The organism is Pseudoalteromonas sp. UG3-2, assembly GCF_037120705.1.
Classification (GTDB): Bacteria; Pseudomonadota; Gammaproteobacteria; order Enterobacterales; family Alteromonadaceae; genus Pseudoalteromonas.
Genome location: NZ_JAWLJU010000001.1, coordinates 599,830 through 622,455, shown reverse-complemented (window position 1 = coordinate 622,455; position 22,626 = coordinate 599,830). Strand labels below are relative to the sequence as shown.

Here is a 22,626-nt window from a genome sequence, read left to right as displayed (position 1 = left end):
TTAAGTTAAATTATCATTTTTTATATTTTTAAGTACATTTTGTAATGATAAATACCACTTGGCTGCGAACATTTTGTACCTTGGTAGAGCTTGAGCACTTTACTCGTACCGCAGAGCAGCTTTATATGACGCAATCGGGTGTCAGTCAGCACATTCGCAAGCTAGAAGCGCAAGTCGGCACAGGCTTGCTGATAAGAGAGGGTAAGCAGTTTTCTTTAACTGATGCTGGCAAACGTCTCTATCAGCAAGCCCCTGATGTATTGCTGGCACTAGAAAACTTGGCGCAAAGTGTACGGGTCGATTCCCCTTATATCGGAGAAGTAAAGGTAATGAGCCCCGGAAGCATCGGACTGAAACTCTACCCTGCACTCCTTGAATTGCAACAACAACATACTGAGTTGACAATAGATCACCGCTTTGCGCCAAACCAAGACATAGAGCGAGCGATACTCGATAACCGAGTTGATATTGGATTGATGACTGCTTCTAATGCACAGCCTAATATTGACAGCGAGCTTATTGGTGAGGACACTCTGGTGCTAGTAACGCCAGCAAAGCTATGCAACCCCACGTGGGAAAAATTACAACAACTTGGGTTTATCGACCACCCTGATGGTGGCCATCATGCCAGTCTGTTATTAAGTCAAAACTTTGCCGAGTTTCAGCGTATTGAGGGAATAAAAAAATCGGGGTTTTGTAATCAAATTAGTTTAATAGCTGAGCCTGTTAGCCGGGGGCTTGGGTTTACGGTATTGCCGAGCCAAGCGCTGGCCGGCTACGCTAATCAGCATAAAATTAGCCTTCATACCTTGGCACATCCGGTGAGCGAACCCCTGTATTTGTGTACCAAACGCATGGCGAGTTTACCCCGTCGCGTAGAAACGGTGTGCAATATGATCACCGCATTACTGACAAAATCAGCATGATAATAAATGTGCTTTACGTCGTGGCCTGGTTGCGCTTAGGCAGACGCTGATAACCAATGCGCTCTGCAAAGGTGCCTTTGAGTTGCTGATGTTGACTCGGAAACTGGGTATTGAACAAGGTGATGCTGTGGTCCTCGACAAAGTAAAACGCCAGTTGTTGCATACGCTGTGACCAATGAATAGCGTCGTTTAAGTTGCATGCTAGCAGCACACTGAGTTCACGGTACTGCATGTGCTTATCACCACCCCACAACAGTTGATGGGGACTTTGCTGGCGCTGTAAAGCCCCTTGCCAAAATCGCGTAATGCGACGGTTAGCCGCTACAGAGTAAACCTGGCCAAGCGGATTCCACAAACTGATAATGGCCCCTTCACTATCGGGGCTTAATGGCTTAATGGGGCGAAAAAAACAGTCAGTATAAACTTCCCAGCGTGACGGCTCGATAATCATAAGTTGGCTCAAATTGGGTGTTTTATATTTGATAGCTTACTAGCAATAAAGCAAAATCACTAAGGCACAAGCACCGCCAAGCGTTTACGTTCATTTGGACTAAAGTCGCTGCGCTTAAGCCGTGCTATTTCCTGCTTTGCCCTAGCAGTATCACCATACTGAGCATGTATTTGCGCTGTTTGGGTGACGAAAGCTTGCACTCTACTTTGCCATAGTTGTTGCTGCTGCTGTGCTTTCATTAATCGAGTAGCAGCCGCTGTTCCCACCTTATCGGCCAGCTCATTATAACTCATTGTTTGCCATTCCTTAGCGAGCCGTTGTAAGTGCTGTTGTTTAGCCACAATAGCTTGGTCATCTTCATTTAATTGGCTTATATGGGTGGCAATTAATTGTGCCTTTTGTGCATCACTTTGGCTCTGATCAGTCAAAATCTGCCAACGCGCTAATGCGTGCTGGTGCCAGTCATTTTCGTCTGCAAACCAAACCGCTATGAGCTGGGTTGAAAAAAACTGCCGTTGTAGGCTGGTGAGTAGTTCCAAGCGCTCGACTAAATTGAGGGTATCATCAACACTGGTAAGCGCTTGTCGATACCTCAAATAACGCTGTGCCAGAGGCTGTAAGCACTGAGGCAGTGATGATAGCTGTGTTTGCCACTGCGCGGTGCGTTGCTGCTGTTGTAGCTGTAGCACCCAGTCATCCAGCGTATGCTTATCTGCTAAAGTGATTGCTGGGCATGTATCTGGGTTATGAACCTTCAAGCTCACTAGAGGTGCTTGGCTGAGCTTAAGCTCTGTGTCCACTCTGTTATCACTGTCGTTACTTGCAATCGGTGGTGCTTTTTTAGAGAGTCCGCCCCACCAGCCGATGGTGAGGCAGACTATCAATGCCGTGATCCAGTACTTCATAGATTTAATGCTTTTAGCCGAGCGACATGTTGGCGATATAAGGTTAATGGATCCGTTTCAAATAAGTGGTGGATCCCAAGCGTCTGATTAACCTGATCTAAATGATTCATTTTGAACTGATTGCCGATCACAAAGCCGAGGTTACTTGAGCATGCCGAAACTAGTCCATCATTGGGTTCATCAAATACTTGGGAAAATAAAGCCAGGGCATTGTCTGCGGGATCAAAGACATTGGTCCACGCTTTGCTGCCACTCCAAGAAAAGTAATGCACGCCATTTTCAGCCAGACTTTGCTGCTCTCCACAGTATTGTTCTGGAACCCCTTCGGGATACTTTTGATTAAACGCTATTGAGCCAGAAGTGGTCAGCGCTTCTAGTGCCTCAATGGCGTCTTTGGGTGCGGTTGCTTTGCCGGAGAGCAAATCGATTAATCCAGCCAGACCATTGGCTAAACTAGCAAGAAATTGCTCTGAAAAAGAGCCGTTATCGACGTTGCCGCGGACCACATCGGCAAAGCGACTGCCCCAGTTAACACCACCGATACTGGTCACTGAGGCCACCCATTGTGGTTTCACTGAGGCGACATAACGAATGGTTTGCGCTCCTTGACTGTGCCCTATTAGGTTCACTTTGTCTTTGCCAGTAACGGCCCTGATTAGTGCCACTTGCTGCAGCAACTGCTCCCCTCGTAACTCGGAATTATGGGCGGACGACACTTCTGCAACATGGACGTCTGCGCCCACCGCCTGCATTGCTTGTGGCACACGGTAGAAATAATCTACCCCAAGTAAGTTATCAAAACCAAATAAGCCGTGTACTAATACCACGGGGTATTGCAGTGGCTCATTGCTGTAGGCAGGTTTAGCTAGCAACAGCAGTGCCGTCAGGGTGAGTGTAATTATTTTTTTCATGTACTTGCTCCAGTTGTTACAAAATAGTAACAAAATACACTGTAGAACAGGCTGGTAAGAGGTCAAGCCAGAATGATGAAAAGGTTAGGGTTTTGTTAACTGGAGGGCGAGGAGTAACTCGCCCAGAGTGCTTTATTGGCAGTTGGCGATGGGGTATGACGTTAAGTCGCCTAAGTGAGCTCGGTAGCTGTCTGTGGTGATGGCGGTGGTGCCATAGTGACCAGCATCAGGACCAATGGTAAAGGCATCACTTGCTGGGATCCCGGCAGTAATAAAGGCTTCGGCATCGGTTTTTGCATTGCCATAGGCACGAACAATGTCTAACCCTTGGGCTTTAAGGCGATTAATTTCAGCGGTTTTGTATTCAGCCGTTTTAAACAAACTGGTCTCATTGCTTAACGAAGTGCGTAAGAAACCTTGCGGTAACCCCATCCATTCTAGCCAGCTGCGGGTGCCTTTGGCATACCAATAAACTCGTGCGGTTAAGTACACCGGCTGATAGCCGCGGTCGAGATAGTGTTGTACTAAATCAAAGGCTGCGTCTTTGGGGTCGGCATACTTAATGCCCGTATAGTCGCCGATTTGCTCAGCATCAGATTGCGTTAAGGTGCCATCAATATCAAATAGCACGGCTTGAGTGCCAGGTTCCACCACTGTAACAAATCCTTCTGCGCCAGTGCCATCAGCGGGTACGCCTGCGTATACACGGTATTGCCCAGCGGGTAAGCCTGGTAAGGTGATAAACGCTTTGCCATCACCGTTGGTGGTTTGCTGGCCGACATAGCGCCATTGGCTATCCGTTTCACCGCGATAGTAAAACTCTACCGTTTCAAACTCTAAGTCTTTGTGGCTGACGCTGCCGTAATCGAATTTTGCTGTAAGCTGAATGGGTTGCTCTGCAGCGCTAATTTGGTCGTGCACCATGTGGTAGCTAGGCAGCCAAGAAAGGTAACGATTGAGTGGATTGTTAAAGCTACGATCTGTCATATCTGGGGCTGTATAGCGGGTCTCTAGCTCAACTAAGTTAGGACATTGTGGGTTGGCAACAGCGCTGCTAGCACAGCATATCGCTGCGGCTAAAAGAGAGTATTTCATGCACGACTCCAAGTTATATTTATGTTAATTAAAATTCAGATGAACAGCACAGGTGGCTGAAATCTAAAGGTAGAGCATAAACTCAAAGTGTGTCAAAAATGTTAACTAAGTGTTTTTTTATTGAGTCAGGGAGAGATGAAGGAGCAAAGTGTGAGCCAACGCTGGTATATCGTTGGCTCGCAACGTTAATACACTATTCTAGTCCTTGCCAGAGCAAATCAATCATGGCTTTAGTGCTTATTTCACGGCACCCTTGCCGATTTGCCCCTGACCACAAATGGCTAAAGTCACTGCGGCCTTGGGATTCCGCGGCAGCTCTTAATGGCGCCAAAGCCGCGGCGGCGTAAGGGAAGTCGGGCACATCCTTAGACATATAATTGAGTTCCACCATGAGCTTATTCTCAATGCCACGAGCGGGTTTTCCAGTAAAAATATTGGTAATGGCAGAAGGGGCGGCTAACGACTTTAATGCGGCTCGATGCACTGCAGAGGTATCGGCTTCATCACAGAGTAAAAAGCATGTACCCACTTGAGTACCGCAGGCACCCAAATCATGCATCATTTTTACATCATGATGTGAGGCGATGCCACCGGCGGCAACCACAGGAATGCTCAGGGCATCGGCCAGAATTGTGACCAGCTGCCTAGTATGTAGCTGCGATTGCATACGCGCGGAGGTGAAGGTTGCACGATGGCCACCGGCTTCAATTCCCTGTGCAATCACAATATCAGCGCCATGCTGTTCAAGCCACTTACCCTCTTCTAAGGTGGTGGCCGAAGACAAGATGGTGGTTCCCCACGACTTTATCAGCTCGACCAACTCTGGGCTTGGAAGGCCGAAATGGAAACTAATCACCGGGGGCTTATAGGGCGCAATGGCAGCCGCCATTTGTGCATCAAATGGCATGCGTAAGCTGGCACTGGTTTGAGTATTGGGTTTTAGGTCCAGGACCTTATAGTAGGGCGACAGCTTTTTCAGCCAATTCTCCATTTGGTATGGATTGCGCTCTGGCATGTCATGACAGAAAAAGTTTAAGTTGTAGGGCCCGGATGCATTTTCTCTAAAGGCTTCGATTTCATCGACAACTTGGTTTGGACTTAACATGCCACAGGGAATAGACCCTAAGGCTCCGGCATTTGCAGCGGCAGCAGCCAAACGCCAGTTTTGTACCCCAGCCATCGGGGCTTGGATCATAGGAATGGAGATACCGAGTAATTCTGTCAAAAGCATAGCAGGCTCCTTGCTGATAACTGCAACATCATCTAGTTTGTGTAAAAAAACAGCATTGGTCAATATTTGCCAGTAAACTACTTGCTTCTGTAAGCTAAGGTAATGTCAAGCAGCATGGCAAAGCGTTAGGATAACCTTGATGATAAAGGGAGTAGATGATGCAATCTGAAATAACTCGCATTTGCCAGTTTCTGAGCGAGATAGGGTTGCCATTTAAGTTGTGTGCGTTGTCGAATGGCAGCTTCCTACCAGGCTTAGAGACCCACAATGGCGTCTTACATATCGATGTAGAAAGTTTGAAATACCCTGGCGATATACTTCATGAAGCTGGTCATATTGCTGTGTGTGAGCCGGCGTTTAGGCCTTATCTTAATGCCGATGTCTACCGTAACGGCTTACTACTGGGGCGGGAAAAACAAGCAATGCACGGTGAAGAAATTGCAGCCACAGCTTGGTCGGTTGCAGCAAGCAAAAAGATAGGTTTACCATTGGAGGTGGTGATGCATGAACACGCATACAGAGGGGGGAGTCAGTCAATAATAGATATCTTTCAACAAGGAGGGTTGTTTGGTCAACCCTTACTATCGGCTTGGCAGATGACCTGCCCTGAACGCGGCTTTCCTCATATGCTGCGTTGGATCCGTGAGCTACGCTGGGTAGAAGAACTGCCAGACAATGAGGGTACTGTTAGCAAAAATTGCCGGTGACTCACAAAAAAAGCTCGGCAATACCGAGCTTGGGGAGGCGTGATAGTGAATATCACAAGCTTACTGATTAAACTCTTGCTCTGATAGCTTGCCATCACCGTCGCTATCTAACTTATCGAAAATAGACGCCAGAGACTCAGATAAAGCGGCTTCGCTTTTCGAAATAAAACCATCTTGGTCTAAGTCGTAGTCTTTAAAGTCTGCAGCCATGGCTTGTGCCGCAAACATTGCACTGAAAGTACTGATGATTAATAGTGTTTTTTTCATTCCAAACTCCTTGCTGAATGAGCGATAAAGGCAGCCTATTATTGGTAATAACAGTGAACGGAACGTCATAGGCTGCCAGCCAGACTATTTTTTGAAGTTAGCAAACTCCGATGCACTCAATTGGCCATTTTTATCGCTGTCCAATTGCTTGAACTGTCCTAGTAGTTCACTTGAAACGGCGGCTTCCGCCTCACTGATCTGACCATCTTGGTCTTTATCAATATCTTGAAAAGATAAAGTTGCTGCCAATGCCATGGTGCTGACCAAAATACCCACGGTAGTCATAAATACATTTCTAATTTTCATAGCCATTCTCCTCACTATGTTTCAATATTTAAGCAAGCTTGGTATTAGTACTTGGCAAACTCGGATTTGCTTAACACGCCATCGGCATTGCTATCTAGGTCGTTAAACTGCTCGACTAGGGCTTCGTCAACCTGTGCTTCTTTGATGCTAATGGTGCCGTTACCATCAAGGTCGTATTTCGCAAAATCAGCCTTGGCAAACGCCGCTGTTGAACTCAGTGATAACGCTGCTGTTGCAATCAATATTGATAGGTTTTTCATGTTACTCTCCTTATTTTACTTACCAATGATGTTGGTTTTAGCCTTTGAATTGAGCGAATTCTTCAGGGCTAAGTTGACCATCTTGATCCGCGTCTAAGTCTTTAAACTGTGCCATCAGCTTTGGGTTGGCTTTTGATTCACTTAGAGAAATGTAACCATCACCATCGCTGTCGTATTGATCAAATGTGGATGTGGCATGCGCGCCAAGTGACGCTAATGCTAATAATGCGCTTACTGCTGTGATTGCTGTTTTCATAATGTCTCTCCTGTTAAGTAACTTGTTGTTGCTGTACTCATTACATTGAGCAGCCAAATTGTGCTTTCACAGAGACTATTCCAACTTTGATGCCATAATTTAAAAATCATTTAAAAACAATGTGTTAAATTTCTTTCTGGGATTTTGTTAAGAACGGGTTCAGGCTGGGTGTTGCTATTTGGCAACAGGTATTGTTTGGGTCTTTTACTATCCTATAAAAATCAATAACTTAAGTTGTTGCTCATTGGCAACAGAGGGAGCTGGTGATTGTTCTACGTGGTATCCTAGTGGAAAAGTCACAGCGCGCTGGTGGGGTATGACAACGACAGTGAAATATTTTTTGCATGCACTTCAGCCAAGCTATAAGGGCTGTAAGGTCATCAGTAGCAGAAGTAGTAAAAAATTTTTCTCGCGGCAGCTAAACTGTTGCCAAACGGCAACAGCTCACAATTAACCGTTGGCTTGGCGCTGTAATTCTTCCAGCATGCGCTCATCGCCCATTAAGTTTTTCAAGATGGCTTTTACCTTAGGATCGGACGCATGTTCATACAAGGATAATAAGTCTTGGGCAATTTTCCGTTGTTGCTTTGGCTTAGAACCCGATTGAAAGTATTGCGACATTAACCCCTCAGCTGCCAGGCTCTTTACATAATCATTGGGCTCTTGCTCGAGCATTTTGACAAACGATTGTGACAACCGCTCATCGACAATAGGGGTACGCGACACCAACTCTAAGGCTTGCAAACGCAGTTTTTCATCGCTCATGCTGTGGGTCATATTGAGAATCGACTCCACCGCTTGATAATCGTATTGCTCAAGCTCGTTACGGTTTAGCATAAACATATTCATTTGTAATTGGCTCATTGCGGCCAGCCGCTCAGCCGCCGGTAGGCTGCTATTGAGGACCTTTTGCTTCAGCTCATTACTGATTTGGGTGGCGTATTCAGGGTCGGTTTTGATGCGCATTTCATAGTCATCGGGCAGGTCTTCATAAAAGCCATAAATGGGGTTTTCGGCTTTCATCGCTGCTATTTTTTGTTCCTCATGTTTGTCTATCAGGGCAAAGACTAAGGATTCGAAGTCTTCGGCATTAGACTCGACATAAGCGGTATCTGTGCTTTGGTTTGTGCTGCCAAGCCGCTTTTCTAGCTTGGCGATCCGCGCTTGCAATGCCGCTATCTTGTCTGCTGGACCTGAATGTTCGGGGGCATCAATAATGACTTCAGGCTGTGTAAGCGTAGTATCATCTTTAGGTAAGTATTGCATTGGCTTCACTTGGCTGGATGCCAACTTTGTTTGAATAACATTAAACCCAGAAAATGCTAAGGCTAACACTGAGCAAGATAGAGCAATATTGAGTTTAAGATTAGACATAATCGACCCTCTAGAAAATGCGCTGTTACCAGCTACGGTGATAAGGGCATTGTATTGTAATCTGGTTCTATTTTCACGGATATTGTTTTATTGGCGTTGTGGTGAAATAGCGAGTAGAAAACTTTTTAAGAGCTTAATTGGCTCTCCTATTGACTGGTTTGAAGGCTGAGCCTACTTACAATAGGTAAACAATTTTCTAATTAAGGCATTGATTAAGGATTGGTTACTATAATTTTAAGAGGTTGGATCTCAGCGTTGTTGATGGTAGGTTTGAGCGAATAGTAGAAACTATTATTCGTTTGAGTGAATATCTGATATAACAATTACTTAAACGTAGTCAATAAAGTGCTACCATGGATTTGATAAGCCATAAAAAAATAACTCAATACGTTTTTGTTCGTGGTGGTTAGACTCAATGGAGGAAAAATTGAGCATTACAGATAAAGTTACCGGTAAATTGAACCAGCTAGAGTCATTCACAGCGAATTCCCCAGCTTATTTTTTTCCCTTAAAACTTGTTGCTTGGTTTATTCTCTTACTAACACTTATTCTAACCAACATGTTGGCACTCCTTCGGTGGCCATTGGTCGCAATTGCAAAACTAGCACGCCGTGATGGAACAAAGACGAGTGAAATTGTTGAGGTATCCTCGCAAGAAGAATTAAAAATACTGGTTTCAAAACACGATATCGTGCTGGTCGACTTTTGGGCTGACTGGTGTGGACCTTGTCTGTTGATGAATAGTGCTATTGAGGATGTTTCTCGTAAGTATTCCGGAGAAGTTCTTGTTGCTAAAGTGGATGCTTCATTAAACTCCACTGTAAGTAAGTCACTTGCCGTGAGAGGGCTACCGACAGTCATCATTTTTTGTGATGGAGTTGAGTTCAAAAGAAGCAGTGGCGCTCTGACAGTTAGCCAGATTTCTAGCCTTATTGAAGAGGCTAAGAATTAACAAAATACGCTTTCTTACTGCTTTTATGGCGGCTGCTATTTTTTCGGTAAACTTGTAATACTAATTAGTATTGATAGTTGCTCAAGCAGCTTCCCAACACAATAACTAAAGGAAGCTTTCAACCAGTATAAATTAGTAAACTAGCTTTATAACATCATCTACTCAAGATCGGTCAACAGATGCTAAAGGAAATACGCTACTACCCTCTTGCGGGGATTGCTTGTGCTATGGCGGTTATGACGGCTGCATTAGCCAGTACCGTTTTGTGGCGCAGTCAGCAGCTGCTGTTGCAGGTTGTGTTGCCGTCGATAACCATTATCTGTTTGATATGCTTGGCGTGGCGGATTAAACACGTTGCCTTGAACCATGCCCCCTCCTACGCTATAACAGCAATTAAAACATGCTGGGTGAGCGTGTTGTTTTGTAGCGTAGGCGATCTGGTCAATCAAAACCTATGGCAGCAATACCATCGTCAAGACCCCGTTATTCGCCATGACTATTTAATCGACTCTATTTGGTTTTTTGCCCCCGGTTATGGCTTGCTGTTGTATCTGCTGCTGCGTTTTTTACGCCAAGTATTAGGGCTTTCAAGCAATGCTCTATGGCTTGCCACTGCATTGGCTACGGGGATGGGGTTTCTGAGTTTTGTGATGATGTCGCTGAACTCGGCGAGTCACTACTCACTGTTGCTGGCTGGGGGGTACACTGTATTAATGGCAAACCTTGGGGTATTTGCGGTTATATTGGCGACCTTCGCGCTGAGGCGCAACGATATTATGCTGATGGCTGTGGCGGCGGGTTTTTTACTAGCCACCTTAGCTGATGCGGTTATTGGGCAGTTTTGGTTGTTCGGTAATAATGGCTTGGGCTATTTTCCTGTGGCGAGAAACGTCAATTGGGTGATGTATACCCTATCGCAATCATTAGTATTGTTGTTCCCTCTGATACTGCTGCGCGACTACAAGAAATAACAAAGGCCGCATTGGCGGCCTATTTTAGTGTGATTTACTTGGTCACAATGGCGTTGTGATAGACGTTTTGAACGTCATCAACGTCTTCAAGCATATTGATGAGTTTTTCAAACGCTTCGATGGTTTCTTCGTCGTCAATTTCTACGTGGGTTTGTGGTACCCAAGTAATTTCGTCAACTTCAAAAGTAATGCCATCAAACGCTTCTGTGAGTGCCGTTTTGGCTTTGAAGTATTCTGTGTGCGGTGCAAAAACCGATACCTTGCCATCTTCTACTTCGACATCCGTTACGTCAACATCGGCCATCATTAGCGCTTCCAAAACTGACTCGTCGTCATCACCAGCAAAGCCCAAAATAGCAAAGTGGTCGAACATGTGTGCAACACAGCCTGGGCTACCTAGGCTAGAACCAGTTTTGGTAAACGGTAAGCGTACATCTTTAATGGTACGATTCATGTTGTCTGTTAGGCAGTCAACGATAATCATGCTGTTACCTGGGCCATATCCCTCATAACGTGCAGGAGAGTAATCTTCGCCTGCACCGCCAGCGGCCTTTTCAATAGCTTTATCGATAACGTGAGCCGGAACCTGATCTTTTTTCGCTTTATCAATAAGGCGACGTAATGACAAATTGATGTCTGGATCGGCGCCGCCGTTTTTAGCCACCACGTATATTTCTTTTCCGTATTTGGAGTTCACTTTTGTTTTTGCCGCCGCCGTTTTTGCCATGGCGTTTTTACGGACTTCAAATGCTCTACCCATCTTAATTCTCGTTTTTAAAAAGATTGCACAAGATTTTACCAAGACATTTGGGTTTGGGCTATACCCAATAGCAGCTATTCGGTAACGGTCACTGTTATCATGTCACTGTAACGAAAATACCTCGCTGGGGTTGGCTGTAAAGGGGCATTACATCGACCAGTGCTTCGCCTGCTAGGCATAGTCTTTAGACTTTGACGGTGCAAACTGGCAAAGCGCTGAAATCAACTGCTCAAAATGGTCGATGACCATATCCGCTTGGTCGGCATAATGCGGTATTACTCCGGGAGCATATAAACAAGAGCGCATTTGGGCGTTTTTGGCCGCTTCAATGTCGTACAAGTAGTCGCCAACGTACACACACTGGCTTGGTGCGACCTGCCACGACTGAGCAACATGCAGCAAGGCGCTGGGATCGGGTTTGGCTGGGGCGTCGTCTCTGGTAAGCAGAAGCGGTATGGGCAAGCCAGCGGTTTTTAATTTTAGCTCAGCGGCCTTGGTAAAGTTTCTGGTTACCACGGCCAAAGGCACACCATGATGAATAAGTTGAGCTAAAGTTTCTGGTACTCCGGGAATGACGCTGCAATGTTGGGCATCGGATAGCTCATGTTGATGCACAATGCTCATGGCCTCCTCTTGCATATAAGGGGACGGTAAATCGGCAATAAAGCTTAATAAATCGGTATCCTTGGGGCAGCCTATTTGTGCTCTTATCAATGAGAAGTCGAGCTCTGAGGTGACAAGAGTGCCATCGAGATCAAAAATAATACCTTGCACTGGTATTCTATCCATGTCGTATCCTTAACATGCAACGCTGTGTTGAGTTATTCATTAAAGATAGGTACGTAGCTGGGGTTTGTAAAGATCACCACAGCCTAAGGCGCTGAGAAGGTCGAGCCTGACAGGCTGTGTAGCTGTCAGGCCCTTGGTTGGTTAGGCAAGCTTTCGGAGCAAGCCTTGGGTGTTTTGGCGCATGGTTTTAGCCACCATAAAGTAGCCAATTGCGGCCACAAACAGTGCCCCAGTAGTCGGCCCTAACAGCCAAATATAAGGGTGTAGTCTTCCGGCCACATCAAAGGTTTGCACTTGGATAACAAATAAGGTGATGTCGCTAACAATGGCTGCAACCAGTCCCGCTAACGCTCCTAACATCAAAAACTCATATAAGGTAGCGAGCTTAATCAGTCGGCCTTTGGCACCTAGAGTCCGTAAAATCACCGTTTCTTGCATCCGCTCAGCAAGGCTGGCTTGCACTTGTGAAATAAGCACCAAAGAACCACTAATTAGCACGATACTTAAAACAAAGCTGATTGCCATTGATACTTGCGAAATCATCGACTGGGCTTGTTTTATCTGGCTTTGGATATCAATCATGCTAATGGTTGGATACTGCTTTAATAGTGCGCTGATGGTTTCATTGTCTCCGCTACCAAGCTTGGCTGCAGTAAAGTAGGTTACTGGAAATTGCCCAGCAATTTGAGCGTTAAAAATCATCACAAAGTTGGGTTTCAGTGAGCCCCAGTTTACACTACGGATACTGCTTACCTCAGCCTCGATGGTTTGGTTGTTAATCAAAAAGCTCAGGGTATCGCCAACCGCAATGCCGACTCTTTCAGCGACTCCTTCTGCAACCGACACCTGTAATTGCTCGGTGCCATCAAACCATTGCCCTGCAACAATTTCATTGCCTTCAGGCAGCTCATTAAGCCAAGTAAGGCTCAGCTCGCGACCGACTCCTTCTCTGGCTTCTTCGTCTTGCTGCTCACCTTCTTGTAATGAGGCTCTGCGGGCAAACTCTTCGCCGTTTAAGGCATTAACTCGGCCACGAAAAACAGGGTAAAAGTGTTCATGGGGAATGGCGTTTTGCTCAAATTGGGCTGCCATTGGTGCAATTTCACGTTCATTAATATTAATGAAAAAAGCATTGGGGGCATCAGGTGGAACTTGCATTTGCCAGTCGGAAATCATGTCATTTTTCAGTACCACCAAAAACAGCATTAGCTTTATCGCCAGCGCAAAGCTGATCAGCTGAATGGCATTAGCATTGGCGCGCTTTTGTAGGGTTGCTATTGCCAAAGACCAACTTGACCCTGGGCTTAGGCCCAGGCTGCGGCCCGCTTTAAACAGCAACCGCGACACCACAAATAATACCGCCATTAGTAAGGCGGTGGCAGAGAATAAAATCGCAGTGATCTTAATGTCACGACTGAATAGCCACATTAAGGCAAAAATAGTGGCCACCGATAACCCCATGTGAATACGGCTAATGGCAATGCTATCGCCAAGGTTACGGCGCAATACCCGCAGTGGTGGAATATCAAATAAGTCCAGCAGTGGCTTTAATGAAAACATCATTGCACACACCACACCAACGGCAATGCTCAGCAGCCAAGGACGAGGTCCTGCCACAGGTAAGCTGGTATCCATAAAGGCGATAAGGTAAGAAGCCCCTACGCTTTGCAGCGCATAACCAATGGCCAAACCAATCACCATCGAAAACACGGTCACTAAGCTTAAATGTAAAAGGTAAATACGGCGGATGGTAGTACGACTGCCGCCAAGGGTTTTCATCATCGCCACAGGGTCGTATTGACGCTCACAGTAGCGTTTGGCTGATACCGCCATGGCCACCGCTGCCAACATAATACCGAACAGGCCCGCTAACAATAAAAAGCTCTCTGAGCGCGCTAGATTTTCGCCCAGCGGCGATTGCCGGTCTTTAATGCCTTGCCAAGACTGATTGTTTTTTAATTGTGGCTTTAGCCAAGCGTAATAATCGCTTAGCTGTGTCTCAGAGCCTGAAAACAGCAAGCGATAAAACACCCGACTGCCTGGTTGTATGGCTTTGGTAGTGGGAATATCAGAAAAGTTAATAAGTACTCGCTTATTTCCTGCGAGGGAGAAAAACGGCGCATCGGGCTCGTTAATTAGCACTTTACTGACTTGAAAACGCCCTGCCCCAATTTCCACTGAGTCACCAACGGCAAGCCCTAAGGAGTAAAATAGTCCTTCACTAAGCCACACGTGGCCTGGCTTAGGTGCACCTTGTATTAAGTACTCTGAGCCGTCAATGGTATCTTTAAGGGTCACTTGCCCTCTTAGTGGGTATGACTCTGAGACGGCTTTAATTGAACCCAGTACCAGCTCGTCATTGGCGAACAGCATAGAGTCAAAAAACACTTGCTTGGCGGTGTTCAAGCCATATTCTTGGGCCGTACTGACAAAGCTGGGGTCGAAGTCATGGTTACTGGATAGGCGTCTGTCGGCGGCAATAAAGTCAGCCGACTTTTGTTCAATGTTAAGGCGGATCCGCTCGGTGATGGACGATAAACTAAACACCGTTAACACCGCCAGTGCGATAGCTGCAAGGATAATGGTTAGCTCCCCTCTACGCAGCTCTCGCGAGAATAGAGTAAGTGCTAACTTAAACCACATTCTTTGCTGCTCCTTGCTTTATCACTTCAAGCTTACCACCTTCAATGTGAATGATGCGATCGCACTGTTGTGCCAGTTGTTCATCGTGGGTGACTAACACCAAGGTGGTGCCATTTTCTTTATTGAGTTCGAACAGTAACTTCTCAATTAGGTGGCCATTTTTGCTGTCTAAGTTCGCCGATGGCTCATCGGCAAACAAAATCTTTGGTTTGCCAACAAAGGCTCTGGCTATAGCAACACGCTGCTGCTCACCACCGGATAACTGCGATGGGTAATGCGTTAAGCGATGCCCTAAGCCAACTTTTTCGAGTAATTCTGTGGCTTGTTGTTTGGCCCCTTTGTCTCCCGCCAACTCAGCAGGTAACATCACGTTTTCTAACGCAGTTAAACTTTGCACTAGCATAAAAGACTGAAACACAAAGCCGACTTTTTCAGCACGTAGCTGCGCTCTGGCTTCTTCATTCATGGACTGTAGCGCATCGCCATCAAGAAACACTTCCCCTTGGCTGGCAACATCGAGCCCCGCTAACAAACTGAGTAAGGTGGATTTACCAGAACCTGAGGCCCCGACAATGGCAACGGACTCTCCCGACTTGACAGTGAAATCGATATCACTAAGGATAGTGAGCTCACCCTCGACGGTAGAGACCTGTTTGGTTAGGCTCTTTACTTGGATCATATTTAACTGAGAAAGCACTGACATGAAGTACTATTTCCTAAAGTTGTTGTTCATACTTGTTATCTTTATGACGCCTTTGAGCGCAAATGCCAAGCAAAAACTCATGATAGTTGGTGATAGCTTAAGCGCCGCCTATGGCATGAAACAAGATGATGGTTGGGTAAAATTGTTACAAAATAAATACGATTCGCAACAAAAATCGATCGCAATCGTCAATGTCAGCGTCAGCGGGCAAACCACTGGGAACGCGCTTGCCAAGATAGCGCAACAGCTTCAGGATATTCAACCGAGCCATGTGTTAATTGAGCTCGGGGGCAATGATGGTTTGCGCGGCTTTCCAGTTAAGCGCCTGCGCTCGAACTTAACTGAGATGGTTCGTGCTAGCCAACAAGCAGGGGCGAAAGTGGCGGTGATGGAGATCCAAATTCCACCGAATCTTGGGCCACGTTACACGTCAATGTTTACCGCCAGCTATAAGGCGGTGACAGAGGCCACAGATAGTTACTTAATGCCTTACTTTATGCTGGAAATCGCCGGTAAACCGGATTTAATGCAAGACGATAACTTACACCCTAATGAGCAAGCTCAGCCTTTGATCCGTGACTTTATGCAGCGTGAAATTGAAAAATGGATGGAGCAATAAGTCTGCCTTGCAATATGAAACACAAAAGCCCGTTTTCACGGGCTTTTGTGTTTTGCCTAAAGGGTTAATACAGGCTTATTTGAAGTTAGCAATGCTCGCTTTGGTCGCATCGACTGTTTTCCAAGCAAATGCTTTGCCCCATTCACCATAAGCGAGGCCATTCACCGACCAGTTTGGGTTAGAGAAGTAGTCATACTGAGTGGCATTACCGTACACATGCGGATAAGCCATGATACTAGCAAACTGGTTATATACACCATAGCCCATGCCATCCACATACACACCGCCACTGCTATCACCTTGTGCTGGTGAGTGGGTAAGCCCTTGGTTATGGCCCAGCTCATGCACGAATGTGGTAGCACCGCAATCAACAGCGGTAATGCTGTACATACGGCTAGAGGCACTGGGGTTTAGGTTACCCGTAGCGCTGCTGCCTTGACCCACCCATGCGATACCACAGGTTGTTCCACGAGCGGTGCGCTCAGCAGTGCCTATCACTGCGATCATATCAGCACCCCAGTTATTACGTAAATTGGCTAAGTAACCGCTGTCAGTTACGCTGTTTAACCAGTCGCCTGTCGGCCGAATGTCGTAATTACCTAGGTTTTGAGTGCCTACTAGGCGCAAATTAAGGTTCAAGTTGTTTTGGCTATACACTTGATTGGTGAATGAAACCAGCTGGTTTATCTTGGTGTTAATGTTAGCTGTTGCAGCGGCAGATTGATCGGTATATAAAATACCAATATCAATGGTTTGCGCTGATGCCGCCGACGATAACGTAAGTGCTGTTGCCAGCGATAGTGCCTTTACTGTTGTTTCCATTTTTCTTCCTTTCTTTTAGTTAATGTTACTTTTTGGGTTAAAGATATCTTCTTGCACGCCTGTATGGTGTTCCTTCGCGTGTGATGGATGCATTTCTTCTTCTTGGTGTGAGCGGTAGAGGTCGCGCTTGGCTGCTATCCAGCCATACTGATCTTTAGATTCAAACACATAGTTGCCACTGGGGGCGGTTAGCTGACCATAAACGGCATTCTCGCCAACCGTTAAGACCGTGGTATGAAAACGACCATCAACGCCAGTGACTTTGCCAAATATGCTTTTATCGCCATTGCCTGACTCCGAGATTGCGGTCACTTCAGCAATAAATGAGGCTTGTGTTTGTGGGATCAATAATTCGAAGTTTTGGCCAGGTTCAAGTGTTCTTAACGAGTCCAAGTCAAACTCAATGTAGGCTTCATTATGGAGATCTTTAGGTAATACGTTTGCCCCTTGCAACACTTGTTTTGCCTTTGTGGAGGGCTTATTAACGGCATAAAAATCAGATAGTGGCAAGCGCGGCTCAGCGCCTTTATCTAATTCTTTTGTTACCTTAGGCTCAGGTGTTGTGGTGATTTTTGCTTTGTCAGCGCTAAGCTGTGGCTTTGGTTTAGCCGTCACGGTTTCATCCGCTGGGGTTGTGGTGCTGTATTGCGTTAAGGCCCACAAAGCGGCCGTAATTAGCGTTAGGAGTATGGTTACTATAAATACACGCATTCATTCATCTCATCATCAAAGCAATGTTTCAATGTTGAAATAATATTCAGAAGTAATTACTTATTGCAACCTTAATTTAACTTTATGTTTTCATTTTAATTCATTAAATTGAAATATCTTCATGATAACTATGGTTAAGTTTCATTAACAATTATTTACACTTTTCGATTTTAACTCGTTCTAATGCAATGAAACCCCAAGCTGCATTGCAAACGGATAGGTGCTGTTGCTTTTAAGTTGCTACATTCCAGAGACTTGGTTGGGATACTTTGCCATGGTTTTGCTATACCTAGACTTTATTTTGGCAAGCAGCATATCGACATCGGCTTCGGCATCCGGTTGTAGCGGCGGCATAATAATAAAGGTCTTGTTACGGTAGTCGATGGCCATGGGCACAATGGGGACTTGGGCGGCTTGCGCGATATAAATAAAGCCCTTTTTCCACTCAAGGGTGTATTTTCTGGTGCCTTCCGGTGCGAGTCCAAGCACCAGGGCATCCTTTTCAGCAAAAATCTGACTGACTTGCTCAACCATACCGTGAGGTGAGTCTCTACGTACCGCAATGCCACCCCAGTGACGCAGCAACCAACTGACAGGCGGAATAAAAATACTGTGCTTACCCAGAAAGCGAATGTCGACATCTAAAGCGAGCTTAACGGCGATGGCAACAAAAAAGTCCCAATTGGAGGTATGCGGTGCCACAGCAGCGACAAACTTACTCCTATTAGGAAACTGACCATGAACCTTCCAGCCCAGTAGCTTCAGCATCAATCGTCCAATCGCTCGACCTAAGGGGCTGTTGGCACGCGGGATGTGTGGAGGTAATTCCATATATGCAGTGTTTAGCCGATCTTTTCGTGCTATGACTTTACTAAGGCCTTAGCGTACTATTCAAGTATTTGTTGAGCCGTATTAATTTGGCGCAATACACTGATGAATTGGCTGCCAAGTATAGCGCTCATCATAAAGCACATCTCGGGTATGTCTTGTCAAGTTGGGGTTATGCAGTTTAAGTGTCTCCCGCGAACTAAATTGCGCTTTTTCTATGGCGGCTTTAGGAATGGGGTGCGAAAAATAGAGCTGATCAAACGAACCATCGTCTATGGCTTGATTGAGCCCATATTCGAGGCGCTCTTTTAATCGGGTATTGTGTTTTGTCACAAAAAAGTACATGGCGGCGGGGTAACACAAGGCAAATCTCGGTCCTACGCTGACCTTTTGGTAGCCACTCAGTTCGGTCCATGGCTCATGAAGAGCTCGTGGGAATAAGTCAAAACGACGCTGTTGAAACATTTTAGGTAATGTACTGGCATTGCTGGTGGTCACCACAAAGCCATTGGCTTCGTATATTGCTGTATCTGGCCAATCTGAGCCACTGCCCAAGGTGAAGTCGGTAAGCTGTGCTGGAGAATTAATGAGCCCTAGTTTGTCTAGGGTATCTTCTCGTACTAAAAGCAGCCTAGCGCCCATCATGCCTTTCAGTAATGGCACATACACGGTTCCGAGTTGTTTTTCCCGCTGTTTAGAGGTCATGCTCCAATGCACATCTAATAATTTACCTCGCTCAACAAGTTCCAGAGTTCTGCCTTGTGGGGTGTGATCAAAGGAGTTTTCAAATAGCTGATACGGTCCGTAGCGTTCTCTGCTTTTATTAAGTGCCATACGTAGCAAAGCGATATAATAATCTTGTTTGGGATCATTATATTGTTGAGAGATATTGTAGCGAACGATATCGGTAGCAAGCAGAGGTGTACAAAACAACCAAGCTGCGACATAGAACGTCAGTAAATAGAAGGTATTCATTCCTTTCTCCCTACCTATTTTATTCACGGCAACACAACGCATTGTTCTAACTCTAGTTCACGAAAGGGCGGTTTGCTATGTTTGTTGCTAGTTTATTAAGGTGGGACGGACCCGCTCAGCACTGTGGCGGGCTAAATGATTTAGAAAGAGGCGCTAAGCCAGTTATCATCACCGTTAAAGTTCAAGCTTTTGACTTTGCCTAACCCTTCAAAGTTAACCAGATTAACTTGTTGTGGCCAAATATCACGCAACACACCGTGCTGCATTTCCAGTGTATCAAACTGTTTGGGAATGGGGGTTTGCTGATACACCCAAAAAAATCGACCATCAATTTCGGCTCCAACGAGTTCGAGTGGCAGCGGCTGAGCAGGAGAAATGCGCATAGCTACGCGCTCGTCAACGTATTGAGCGAATCGAGCACGATCTTCCGCACTGTTAAATAAATCAGCGTGATCATCAAAAATCCCTTCTACGGCATGCTCGGTATCATGCAAATGGAAGCGGTGCATGATCTCGATGTTGCCGGTGCGCTTATTGAATAGCACCGTAGTGATCGCGGCTTTAAGCTGATGCGCAAAGCTCGGTGGCGCTATGAGCACCACCACAATGGCGATAAGCCAAGCTTTCATTAGTCTTCCTCTTGCTCTTTATCGGTTTTTATCTGGGTTTTGCTGTCTTGCATAATATCGCGATGTACTTTGCCGTCGCGTTTCTTTCTCTTAAACACTTCTAAACGTGATTCAATGATCCGTCTGGGATAGTGGTTATTTTCAATATCAACGTCAGCCGTTTCCCAGCGCGGATCTACACTAACAGAAGCCAGTGGCTTGTCTTTGTCTGTAATGATCAACTTGCTGACATGGCGAGCATTTTTACGCCAAATTTCCGCTGGGATCATGCGTTCTTCCTTGCTGCCATCTTGATAGGTTAACTCTAACAAAATAGGCATAACCAGGCCGCCAAGATTACTAAATTCCATAACATAGTAGTTGTTGTCCTCGGCCACCGCACGTTCCAGCGTGCGCTTTTCCCAAGGTTTTAATTTGTCGAGGAATTCCTGATACTCGTTGCGCTCTTTATTGGTCACCGTAAATTGGTCGTTTTGGTCGTAGAAATCTTGGATATCTTGATTCTTGTCAACCCACAGTGCCCTACCCTCTTCACGGTTACGCTTAACAAACAAGGACATGGGCTTGTTTTTTTCAAATTCGCGTAAGCGACCATAATCAATGTCGGGATTTTTGGTATCAATTCTCAGCTGGTAAATTTTATCCAGTGAAATATCAACGTGGTCGGTGCTGTAAAACCAGCCGCGCCAAAACCAGTCTAAATCAACCCCAGACGCTTCCTCCATGGTTCTGAAAAAATCTGCTGGAGTGGGACGTTTGTATTTCCAGCGCTGAGCATACTCTTTAAAGGCAAAATCAAATAGCTCTCGTCCGAGAATCACTTCGCGTAAAATATTCAGTGCCGCTGCAGGCTTAGTGTAGGCATTTGGCCCCAGTCTTAGCACGCTGTCAGATTGCGTCATAATTGGGGTTTGATGCTCCGACTTCATATAAGCGGCAATATCTCGTGGTTCAACGCCCCACGGGATGGTAGGATCCCATTCACGCCCAGCCACGCCATCTAAAAAGCTGTTTAAGCCCTCGTCCATCCAAGTCCACTGGCGCTCGTCGGAGTTGACAATCATAGGAAAGTAAATGTGGCCGATTTCATGAATAACCACCCCAATTAAAAAGCGCTTTTCTGCTAAGGAGTAGGTTCTGGTACCATCCTCTTGCAACTTGGTGCGCGGACCATTAAAGGTGATCATCGGATACTCCATTCCCCCTACTGGGCCATTGACCGATTGTGCGGTGGGATATGGGTAATCAAATGAAAATCGTGAGTAGACTTCCATGGTATGGATCACTGACTCAGTGGAATACTTTTTCCAAAGGTCGCCGCCCTCTTTAGGATAAAACGACATTGCCATCACCAAGGGCTGCTCATCCCCGCCTTGCTGGTAACCTTTGGCATCCCACATAAATTTACGTGATGAGGCCCAAGCAAAGTCGCGGACATTCTGCGCTTTAAAGTGCCAGGTTTTGGTGTCTTTGCTGTGTGATTTTTCTTTCTCTAACGCTTCTTCTTCGGTGACAACGAAAACCGGGCGCTTGGCTGTTTTTGCTTGTTCTAAACGTGCTTGCTGTGTCTTAGTGAGCACTGAACTGGGGTTGGCTAACTCACCGGTGGCTGACACAATATGATCTGCCGGGACGGTGATCTCAACGTCGTAGTCACCAAATTCGAGGGTAAACTCGCCACTGCCTAAAAAGGCTTTATTGGTCCAAGCTTCATAGTCGGTATAAGCAGTTAAGCGTGGAAACCATTGCGCCAGCAAGAAAATATCATTGCCATCTTTTTCAAAGTGCTCATATCCCGAGCGTGCGCCCACAGCATCTTCTTCAACAATATTAAAGGCAAAGTCGAGCGAAAACTCGGTCGCTTCATTGCTTGCCAGTGGTTGGTTTAAATCGACCCGCATCATGGTATCAACGATAGTCACTTTTAATTCTTGGCCATTGCTGTCGGTGACATTACTGATCACAAAACCCAGTTCGTTGTCGGCCATAAATTGCTGGCGACGCAGCTGATTGAGGGAAATTTTTGCCGGCTTCGCGATAGGATTACTCTGTAATTCATTCCCAAAAGTAGCGCTGCGCTCGGCCATGGAATCCGATTTGAAGATATTCTGGTCCAGTTGTAGCCATAAATATTTTAATTGATGGGGAGAATTATTTTGGTAACGGATAGTTTGGCTGGCGCTCAAACGACGCGCTTGTTCGTCCAGCATGACATCAATGTCATAATCTACTTGTTGTTGCCAATAGCGCTCCCCAGGGGCTCCTGCGGCACTGCGATAGACGTTGGCGGTAGGTAGCGTCTCGTCGAGTTGGCGAAACTTGTCTTCAAAACTGCCTTTGGTTTGCTTTATGGCATTGGCGTTTGCCATGGTGGAAAGGGTTACGCTGCTCAGCAGCGTGAGTAAGGTGAGCGTTCTTATCATTCTTTTTCTCAATAGGTTAAGGCTGGCCACCGTGCTATGACGCAAAATTAAGTTTAGCGCTCGTGTAGCAGTTGCAAGCGGATCGTCAGTGTCAATAAAGTGACAAAGAATA

Annotated in this window: 25 protein-coding genes; 5 read left to right on the top strand and 20 right to left on the bottom strand. The window is 46.0% G+C overall.

The window, feature by feature from the left end:
• Positions 1–44: 44 nt before the first annotated feature.
• A complete protein-coding gene (locus tag R3P39_RS02530; RefSeq protein WP_336565442.1) occupies positions 45–926 on the top strand; it encodes a LysR family transcriptional regulator in 882 nt (293 codons plus the stop codon).
• A gap of 13 nt (positions 927–939) precedes the next feature.
• Here R3P39_RS02530 and R3P39_RS02525 read toward each other — a convergent pair whose 3' ends face one another.
• The 5 genes from R3P39_RS02525 to R3P39_RS02505 all read right to left on the bottom strand — a co-directional run bounded on the left by R3P39_RS02525 (position 940) and on the right by R3P39_RS02505 (position 5,519).
• Positions 940–1,377 carry a DUF3293 domain-containing protein gene (locus tag R3P39_RS02525; protein WP_336565441.1) on the bottom strand — a complete coding sequence of 146 codons (438 nt, stop codon included), beginning with the start codon at positions 1,375–1,377 and terminating at the stop codon, positions 940–942.
• A gap of 59 nt (positions 1,378–1,436) precedes the next feature.
• Entirely contained in the window at positions 1,437–2,282 is an 846-nt protein-coding gene (locus R3P39_RS02520) for a lipase chaperone (protein ID WP_336565440.1), read from the bottom strand.
• The gene (locus tag R3P39_RS02515; RefSeq protein ID WP_336565439.1) at positions 2,279–3,193 is read right to left on the bottom strand and encodes an esterase/lipase family protein; all 915 of its coding nucleotides are present in this window, start codon (positions 3,191–3,193) and stop codon (positions 2,279–2,281) included. The genes R3P39_RS02520 and R3P39_RS02515 overlap by 4 nt, the downstream gene beginning before the upstream one ends.
• A 132-nt stretch (positions 3,194–3,325) precedes the next feature.
• Positions 3,326–4,288 (bottom strand): LNS2 domain-containing protein, encoded by a 963-nt coding sequence (locus R3P39_RS02510; RefSeq protein ID WP_336565438.1) that lies wholly within the window; start codon positions 4,286–4,288, stop codon positions 3,326–3,328.
• Between the two features lie 193 nt (positions 4,289–4,481).
• A complete protein-coding gene (locus R3P39_RS02505; RefSeq protein WP_336565437.1) occupies positions 4,482–5,519 on the bottom strand; it encodes an NAD(P)H-dependent flavin oxidoreductase in 1,038 nt (345 codons plus the stop codon).
• Between the two features lie 158 nt (positions 5,520–5,677).
• Here R3P39_RS02505 and R3P39_RS02500 point away from each other — a divergent pair, with 158 nt between their 5' ends.
• The gene (locus R3P39_RS02500) at positions 5,678–6,226 is read left to right on the top strand and encodes a hypothetical protein (RefSeq protein WP_336565436.1); all 549 of its coding nucleotides are present in this window, start codon (positions 5,678–5,680) and stop codon (positions 6,224–6,226) included.
• Positions 6,227–6,286: 60 nt separating this feature from the next.
• Here the strand turns inward: R3P39_RS02500 and R3P39_RS02495 are convergent, their stop codons facing one another.
• From R3P39_RS02495 to R3P39_RS02475, 5 genes are all read right to left on the bottom strand, one after another.
• On the bottom strand, positions 6,287–6,493 hold the full coding sequence (locus R3P39_RS02495; protein ID WP_336565435.1) for an EF-hand domain-containing protein: 207 nt from the start codon (positions 6,491–6,493) through the stop codon (positions 6,287–6,289).
• Between the two features lie 84 nt (positions 6,494–6,577).
• The gene (locus R3P39_RS02490; protein ID WP_336565434.1) at positions 6,578–6,799 is read right to left on the bottom strand and encodes a crotonobetainyl-CoA--carnitine CoA-transferase; all 222 of its coding nucleotides are present in this window, start codon (positions 6,797–6,799) and stop codon (positions 6,578–6,580) included.
• Positions 6,800–6,843: 44 nt separating this feature from the next.
• Positions 6,844–7,059, bottom strand: a complete 216-nt coding sequence (locus R3P39_RS02485) for an EF-hand domain-containing protein (RefSeq protein ID WP_336565433.1) — start codon at positions 7,057–7,059, stop codon at positions 6,844–6,846.
• Between the two features lie 37 nt (positions 7,060–7,096).
• Positions 7,097–7,315 carry an EF-hand domain-containing protein gene (locus tag R3P39_RS02480; RefSeq protein ID WP_336565432.1) on the bottom strand — a complete coding sequence of 73 codons (219 nt, stop codon included), beginning with the start codon at positions 7,313–7,315 and terminating at the stop codon, positions 7,097–7,099.
• A gap of 450 nt (positions 7,316–7,765) precedes the next feature.
• Entirely contained in the window at positions 7,766–8,689 is a 924-nt protein-coding gene (locus R3P39_RS02475; RefSeq protein ID WP_336565431.1) for a hypothetical protein, read from the bottom strand.
• A gap of 427 nt (positions 8,690–9,116) precedes the next feature.
• On the opposite strand from R3P39_RS02475, the gene R3P39_RS02470 reads away from it, so the two are divergent.
• Together R3P39_RS02470 and R3P39_RS02465 are read left to right on the top strand one after the other, a co-directional pair.
• A complete protein-coding gene (locus R3P39_RS02470; protein ID WP_336565430.1) occupies positions 9,117–9,641 on the top strand; it encodes a thioredoxin family protein in 525 nt (174 codons plus the stop codon).
• A gap of 179 nt (positions 9,642–9,820) precedes the next feature.
• The gene (locus R3P39_RS02465; protein WP_336565429.1) at positions 9,821–10,612 is read left to right on the top strand and encodes a hypothetical protein; all 792 of its coding nucleotides are present in this window, start codon (positions 9,821–9,823) and stop codon (positions 10,610–10,612) included.
• A 34-nt stretch (positions 10,613–10,646) separates the two neighbouring features.
• Here R3P39_RS02465 and R3P39_RS02460 read toward each other — a convergent pair whose 3' ends face one another.
• From R3P39_RS02460 to R3P39_RS02445, 4 genes are all read right to left on the bottom strand, one after another.
• Complete coding sequence (locus tag R3P39_RS02460; RefSeq protein WP_336565428.1) at positions 10,647–11,372, bottom strand: YebC/PmpR family DNA-binding transcriptional regulator; 726 nt, start codon at positions 11,370–11,372, stop codon at positions 10,647–10,649.
• A 171-nt stretch (positions 11,373–11,543) separates the two neighbouring features.
• Positions 11,544–12,161 (bottom strand): HAD family hydrolase, encoded by a 618-nt coding sequence (locus R3P39_RS02455; protein WP_336565427.1) that lies wholly within the window; start codon positions 12,159–12,161, stop codon positions 11,544–11,546.
• Between the two features lie 141 nt (positions 12,162–12,302).
• The gene (locus R3P39_RS02450) at positions 12,303–14,804 is read right to left on the bottom strand and encodes an ABC transporter permease (protein WP_336565426.1); all 2,502 of its coding nucleotides are present in this window, start codon (positions 14,802–14,804) and stop codon (positions 12,303–12,305) included.
• Positions 14,794–15,507 (bottom strand): ABC transporter ATP-binding protein, encoded by a 714-nt coding sequence (locus R3P39_RS02445; protein ID WP_336565425.1) that lies wholly within the window; start codon positions 15,505–15,507, stop codon positions 14,794–14,796. Before R3P39_RS02445 ends, R3P39_RS02450 begins: the two co-directional genes overlap by 11 nt.
• Between R3P39_RS02445 and R3P39_RS02440 the strand changes: the two genes are divergently transcribed.
• Entirely contained in the window at positions 15,506–16,126 is a 621-nt protein-coding gene (locus tag R3P39_RS02440) for an arylesterase (RefSeq protein WP_336565424.1), read from the top strand. The genes R3P39_RS02445 and R3P39_RS02440 overlap by 2 nt on opposite strands.
• Positions 16,127–16,201: 75 nt before the next feature.
• Here the strand turns inward: R3P39_RS02440 and R3P39_RS02435 are convergent, their stop codons facing one another.
• The 6 genes from R3P39_RS02435 to R3P39_RS02410 all read right to left on the bottom strand — a co-directional run bounded on the left by R3P39_RS02435 (position 16,202) and on the right by R3P39_RS02410 (position 22,514).
• Positions 16,202–16,948: a reprolysin-like metallopeptidase gene (locus tag R3P39_RS02435; protein ID WP_336565423.1), complete on the bottom strand. Its 747-nt coding sequence runs from the start codon at positions 16,946–16,948 to the stop codon at positions 16,202–16,204.
• A gap of 15 nt (positions 16,949–16,963) precedes the next feature.
• Entirely contained in the window at positions 16,964–17,659 is a 696-nt protein-coding gene (locus tag R3P39_RS02430; RefSeq protein WP_336565422.1) for a hypothetical protein, read from the bottom strand.
• A gap of 240 nt (positions 17,660–17,899) precedes the next feature.
• A complete protein-coding gene (locus tag R3P39_RS02425) occupies positions 17,900–18,427 on the bottom strand; it encodes a 1-acyl-sn-glycerol-3-phosphate acyltransferase (RefSeq protein ID WP_336565421.1) in 528 nt (175 codons plus the stop codon).
• A gap of 144 nt (positions 18,428–18,571) precedes the next feature.
• Complete coding sequence (locus R3P39_RS02420) at positions 18,572–19,462, bottom strand: hypothetical protein (RefSeq protein ID WP_336565420.1); 891 nt, start codon at positions 19,460–19,462, stop codon at positions 18,572–18,574.
• A gap of 140 nt (positions 19,463–19,602) precedes the next feature.
• The gene (locus tag R3P39_RS02415) at positions 19,603–20,091 is read right to left on the bottom strand and encodes a DUF6702 family protein (RefSeq protein ID WP_336565419.1); all 489 of its coding nucleotides are present in this window, start codon (positions 20,089–20,091) and stop codon (positions 19,603–19,605) included.
• Positions 20,091–22,514: a M1 family metallopeptidase gene (locus R3P39_RS02410; protein ID WP_442962073.1), complete on the bottom strand. Its 2,424-nt coding sequence runs from the start codon at positions 22,512–22,514 to the stop codon at positions 20,091–20,093. Before R3P39_RS02410 ends, R3P39_RS02415 begins: the two co-directional genes overlap by 1 nt.
• Positions 22,515–22,626 lie beyond the last annotated feature (112 nt).

Bases quoted from the DNA above. Each gene is read 5' to 3' on its own strand.
- R3P39_RS02530 (WP_336565442.1), top strand. From the start codon at position 45: ATGATAAATACCACTTGGCTGCGAACATTTTGTACCTTGGTAGAGCTT.
- R3P39_RS02525 (WP_336565441.1), bottom strand. From the start codon at position 1,377: ATGATTATCGAGCCGTCACGCTGGGAAGTTTATACTGACTGTTTTTTT.
- R3P39_RS02520 (WP_336565440.1), bottom strand. From the start codon at position 2,282: ATGAAGTACTGGATCACGGCATTGATAGTCTGCCTCACCATCGGCTGG.
- R3P39_RS02515 (WP_336565439.1), bottom strand. From the start codon at position 3,193: ATGAAAAAAATAATTACACTCACCCTGACGGCACTGCTGTTGCTAGCT.
- R3P39_RS02510 (WP_336565438.1), bottom strand. From the start codon at position 4,288: ATGAAATACTCTCTTTTAGCCGCAGCGATATGCTGTGCTAGCAGCGCT.
- R3P39_RS02505 (WP_336565437.1), bottom strand. From the start codon at position 5,519: ATGCTTTTGACAGAATTACTCGGTATCTCCATTCCTATGATCCAAGCC.
- R3P39_RS02500 (WP_336565436.1), top strand. From the start codon at position 5,678: ATGCAATCTGAAATAACTCGCATTTGCCAGTTTCTGAGCGAGATAGGG.
- R3P39_RS02495 (WP_336565435.1), bottom strand. From the start codon at position 6,493: ATGAAAAAAACACTATTAATCATCAGTACTTTCAGTGCAATGTTTGCG.
- R3P39_RS02490 (WP_336565434.1), bottom strand. From the start codon at position 6,799: ATGAAAATTAGAAATGTATTTATGACTACCGTGGGTATTTTGGTCAGC.
- R3P39_RS02485 (WP_336565433.1), bottom strand. From the start codon at position 7,059: ATGAAAAACCTATCAATATTGATTGCAACAGCAGCGTTATCACTGAGT.
- R3P39_RS02480 (WP_336565432.1), bottom strand. From the start codon at position 7,315: ATGAAAACAGCAATCACAGCAGTAAGCGCATTATTAGCATTAGCGTCA.
- R3P39_RS02475 (WP_336565431.1), bottom strand. From the start codon at position 8,689: ATGTCTAATCTTAAACTCAATATTGCTCTATCTTGCTCAGTGTTAGCC.
- R3P39_RS02465 (WP_336565429.1), top strand. From the start codon at position 9,821: ATGCTAAAGGAAATACGCTACTACCCTCTTGCGGGGATTGCTTGTGCT.
- R3P39_RS02460 (WP_336565428.1), bottom strand. From the start codon at position 11,372: ATGGGTAGAGCATTTGAAGTCCGTAAAAACGCCATGGCAAAAACGGCG.
- R3P39_RS02455 (WP_336565427.1), bottom strand. From the start codon at position 12,161: ATGGATAGAATACCAGTGCAAGGTATTATTTTTGATCTCGATGGCACT.
- R3P39_RS02450 (WP_336565426.1), bottom strand. From the start codon at position 14,804: ATGTGGTTTAAGTTAGCACTTACTCTATTCTCGCGAGAGCTGCGTAGA.
- R3P39_RS02440 (WP_336565424.1), top strand. From the start codon at position 15,506: ATGAAGTACTATTTCCTAAAGTTGTTGTTCATACTTGTTATCTTTATG.
- R3P39_RS02445 (WP_336565425.1), bottom strand. From the start codon at position 15,507: ATGTCAGTGCTTTCTCAGTTAAATATGATCCAAGTAAAGAGCCTAACC.
- R3P39_RS02435 (WP_336565423.1), bottom strand. From the start codon at position 16,948: ATGGAAACAACAGTAAAGGCACTATCGCTGGCAACAGCACTTACGTTA.
- R3P39_RS02430 (WP_336565422.1), bottom strand. From the start codon at position 17,659: ATGCGTGTATTTATAGTAACCATACTCCTAACGCTAATTACGGCCGCT.
- R3P39_RS02425 (WP_336565421.1), bottom strand. From the start codon at position 18,427: ATGCTGAAGCTACTGGGCTGGAAGGTTCATGGTCAGTTTCCTAATAGG.
- R3P39_RS02420 (WP_336565420.1), bottom strand. From the start codon at position 19,462: ATGAATACCTTCTATTTACTGACGTTCTATGTCGCAGCTTGGTTGTTT.
- R3P39_RS02415 (WP_336565419.1), bottom strand. From the start codon at position 20,091: ATGAAAGCTTGGCTTATCGCCATTGTGGTGGTGCTCATAGCGCCACCG.
- R3P39_RS02410 (WP_442962073.1), bottom strand. From the start codon at position 22,514: ATGATAAGAACGCTCACCTTACTCACGCTGCTGAGCAGCGTAACCCTT.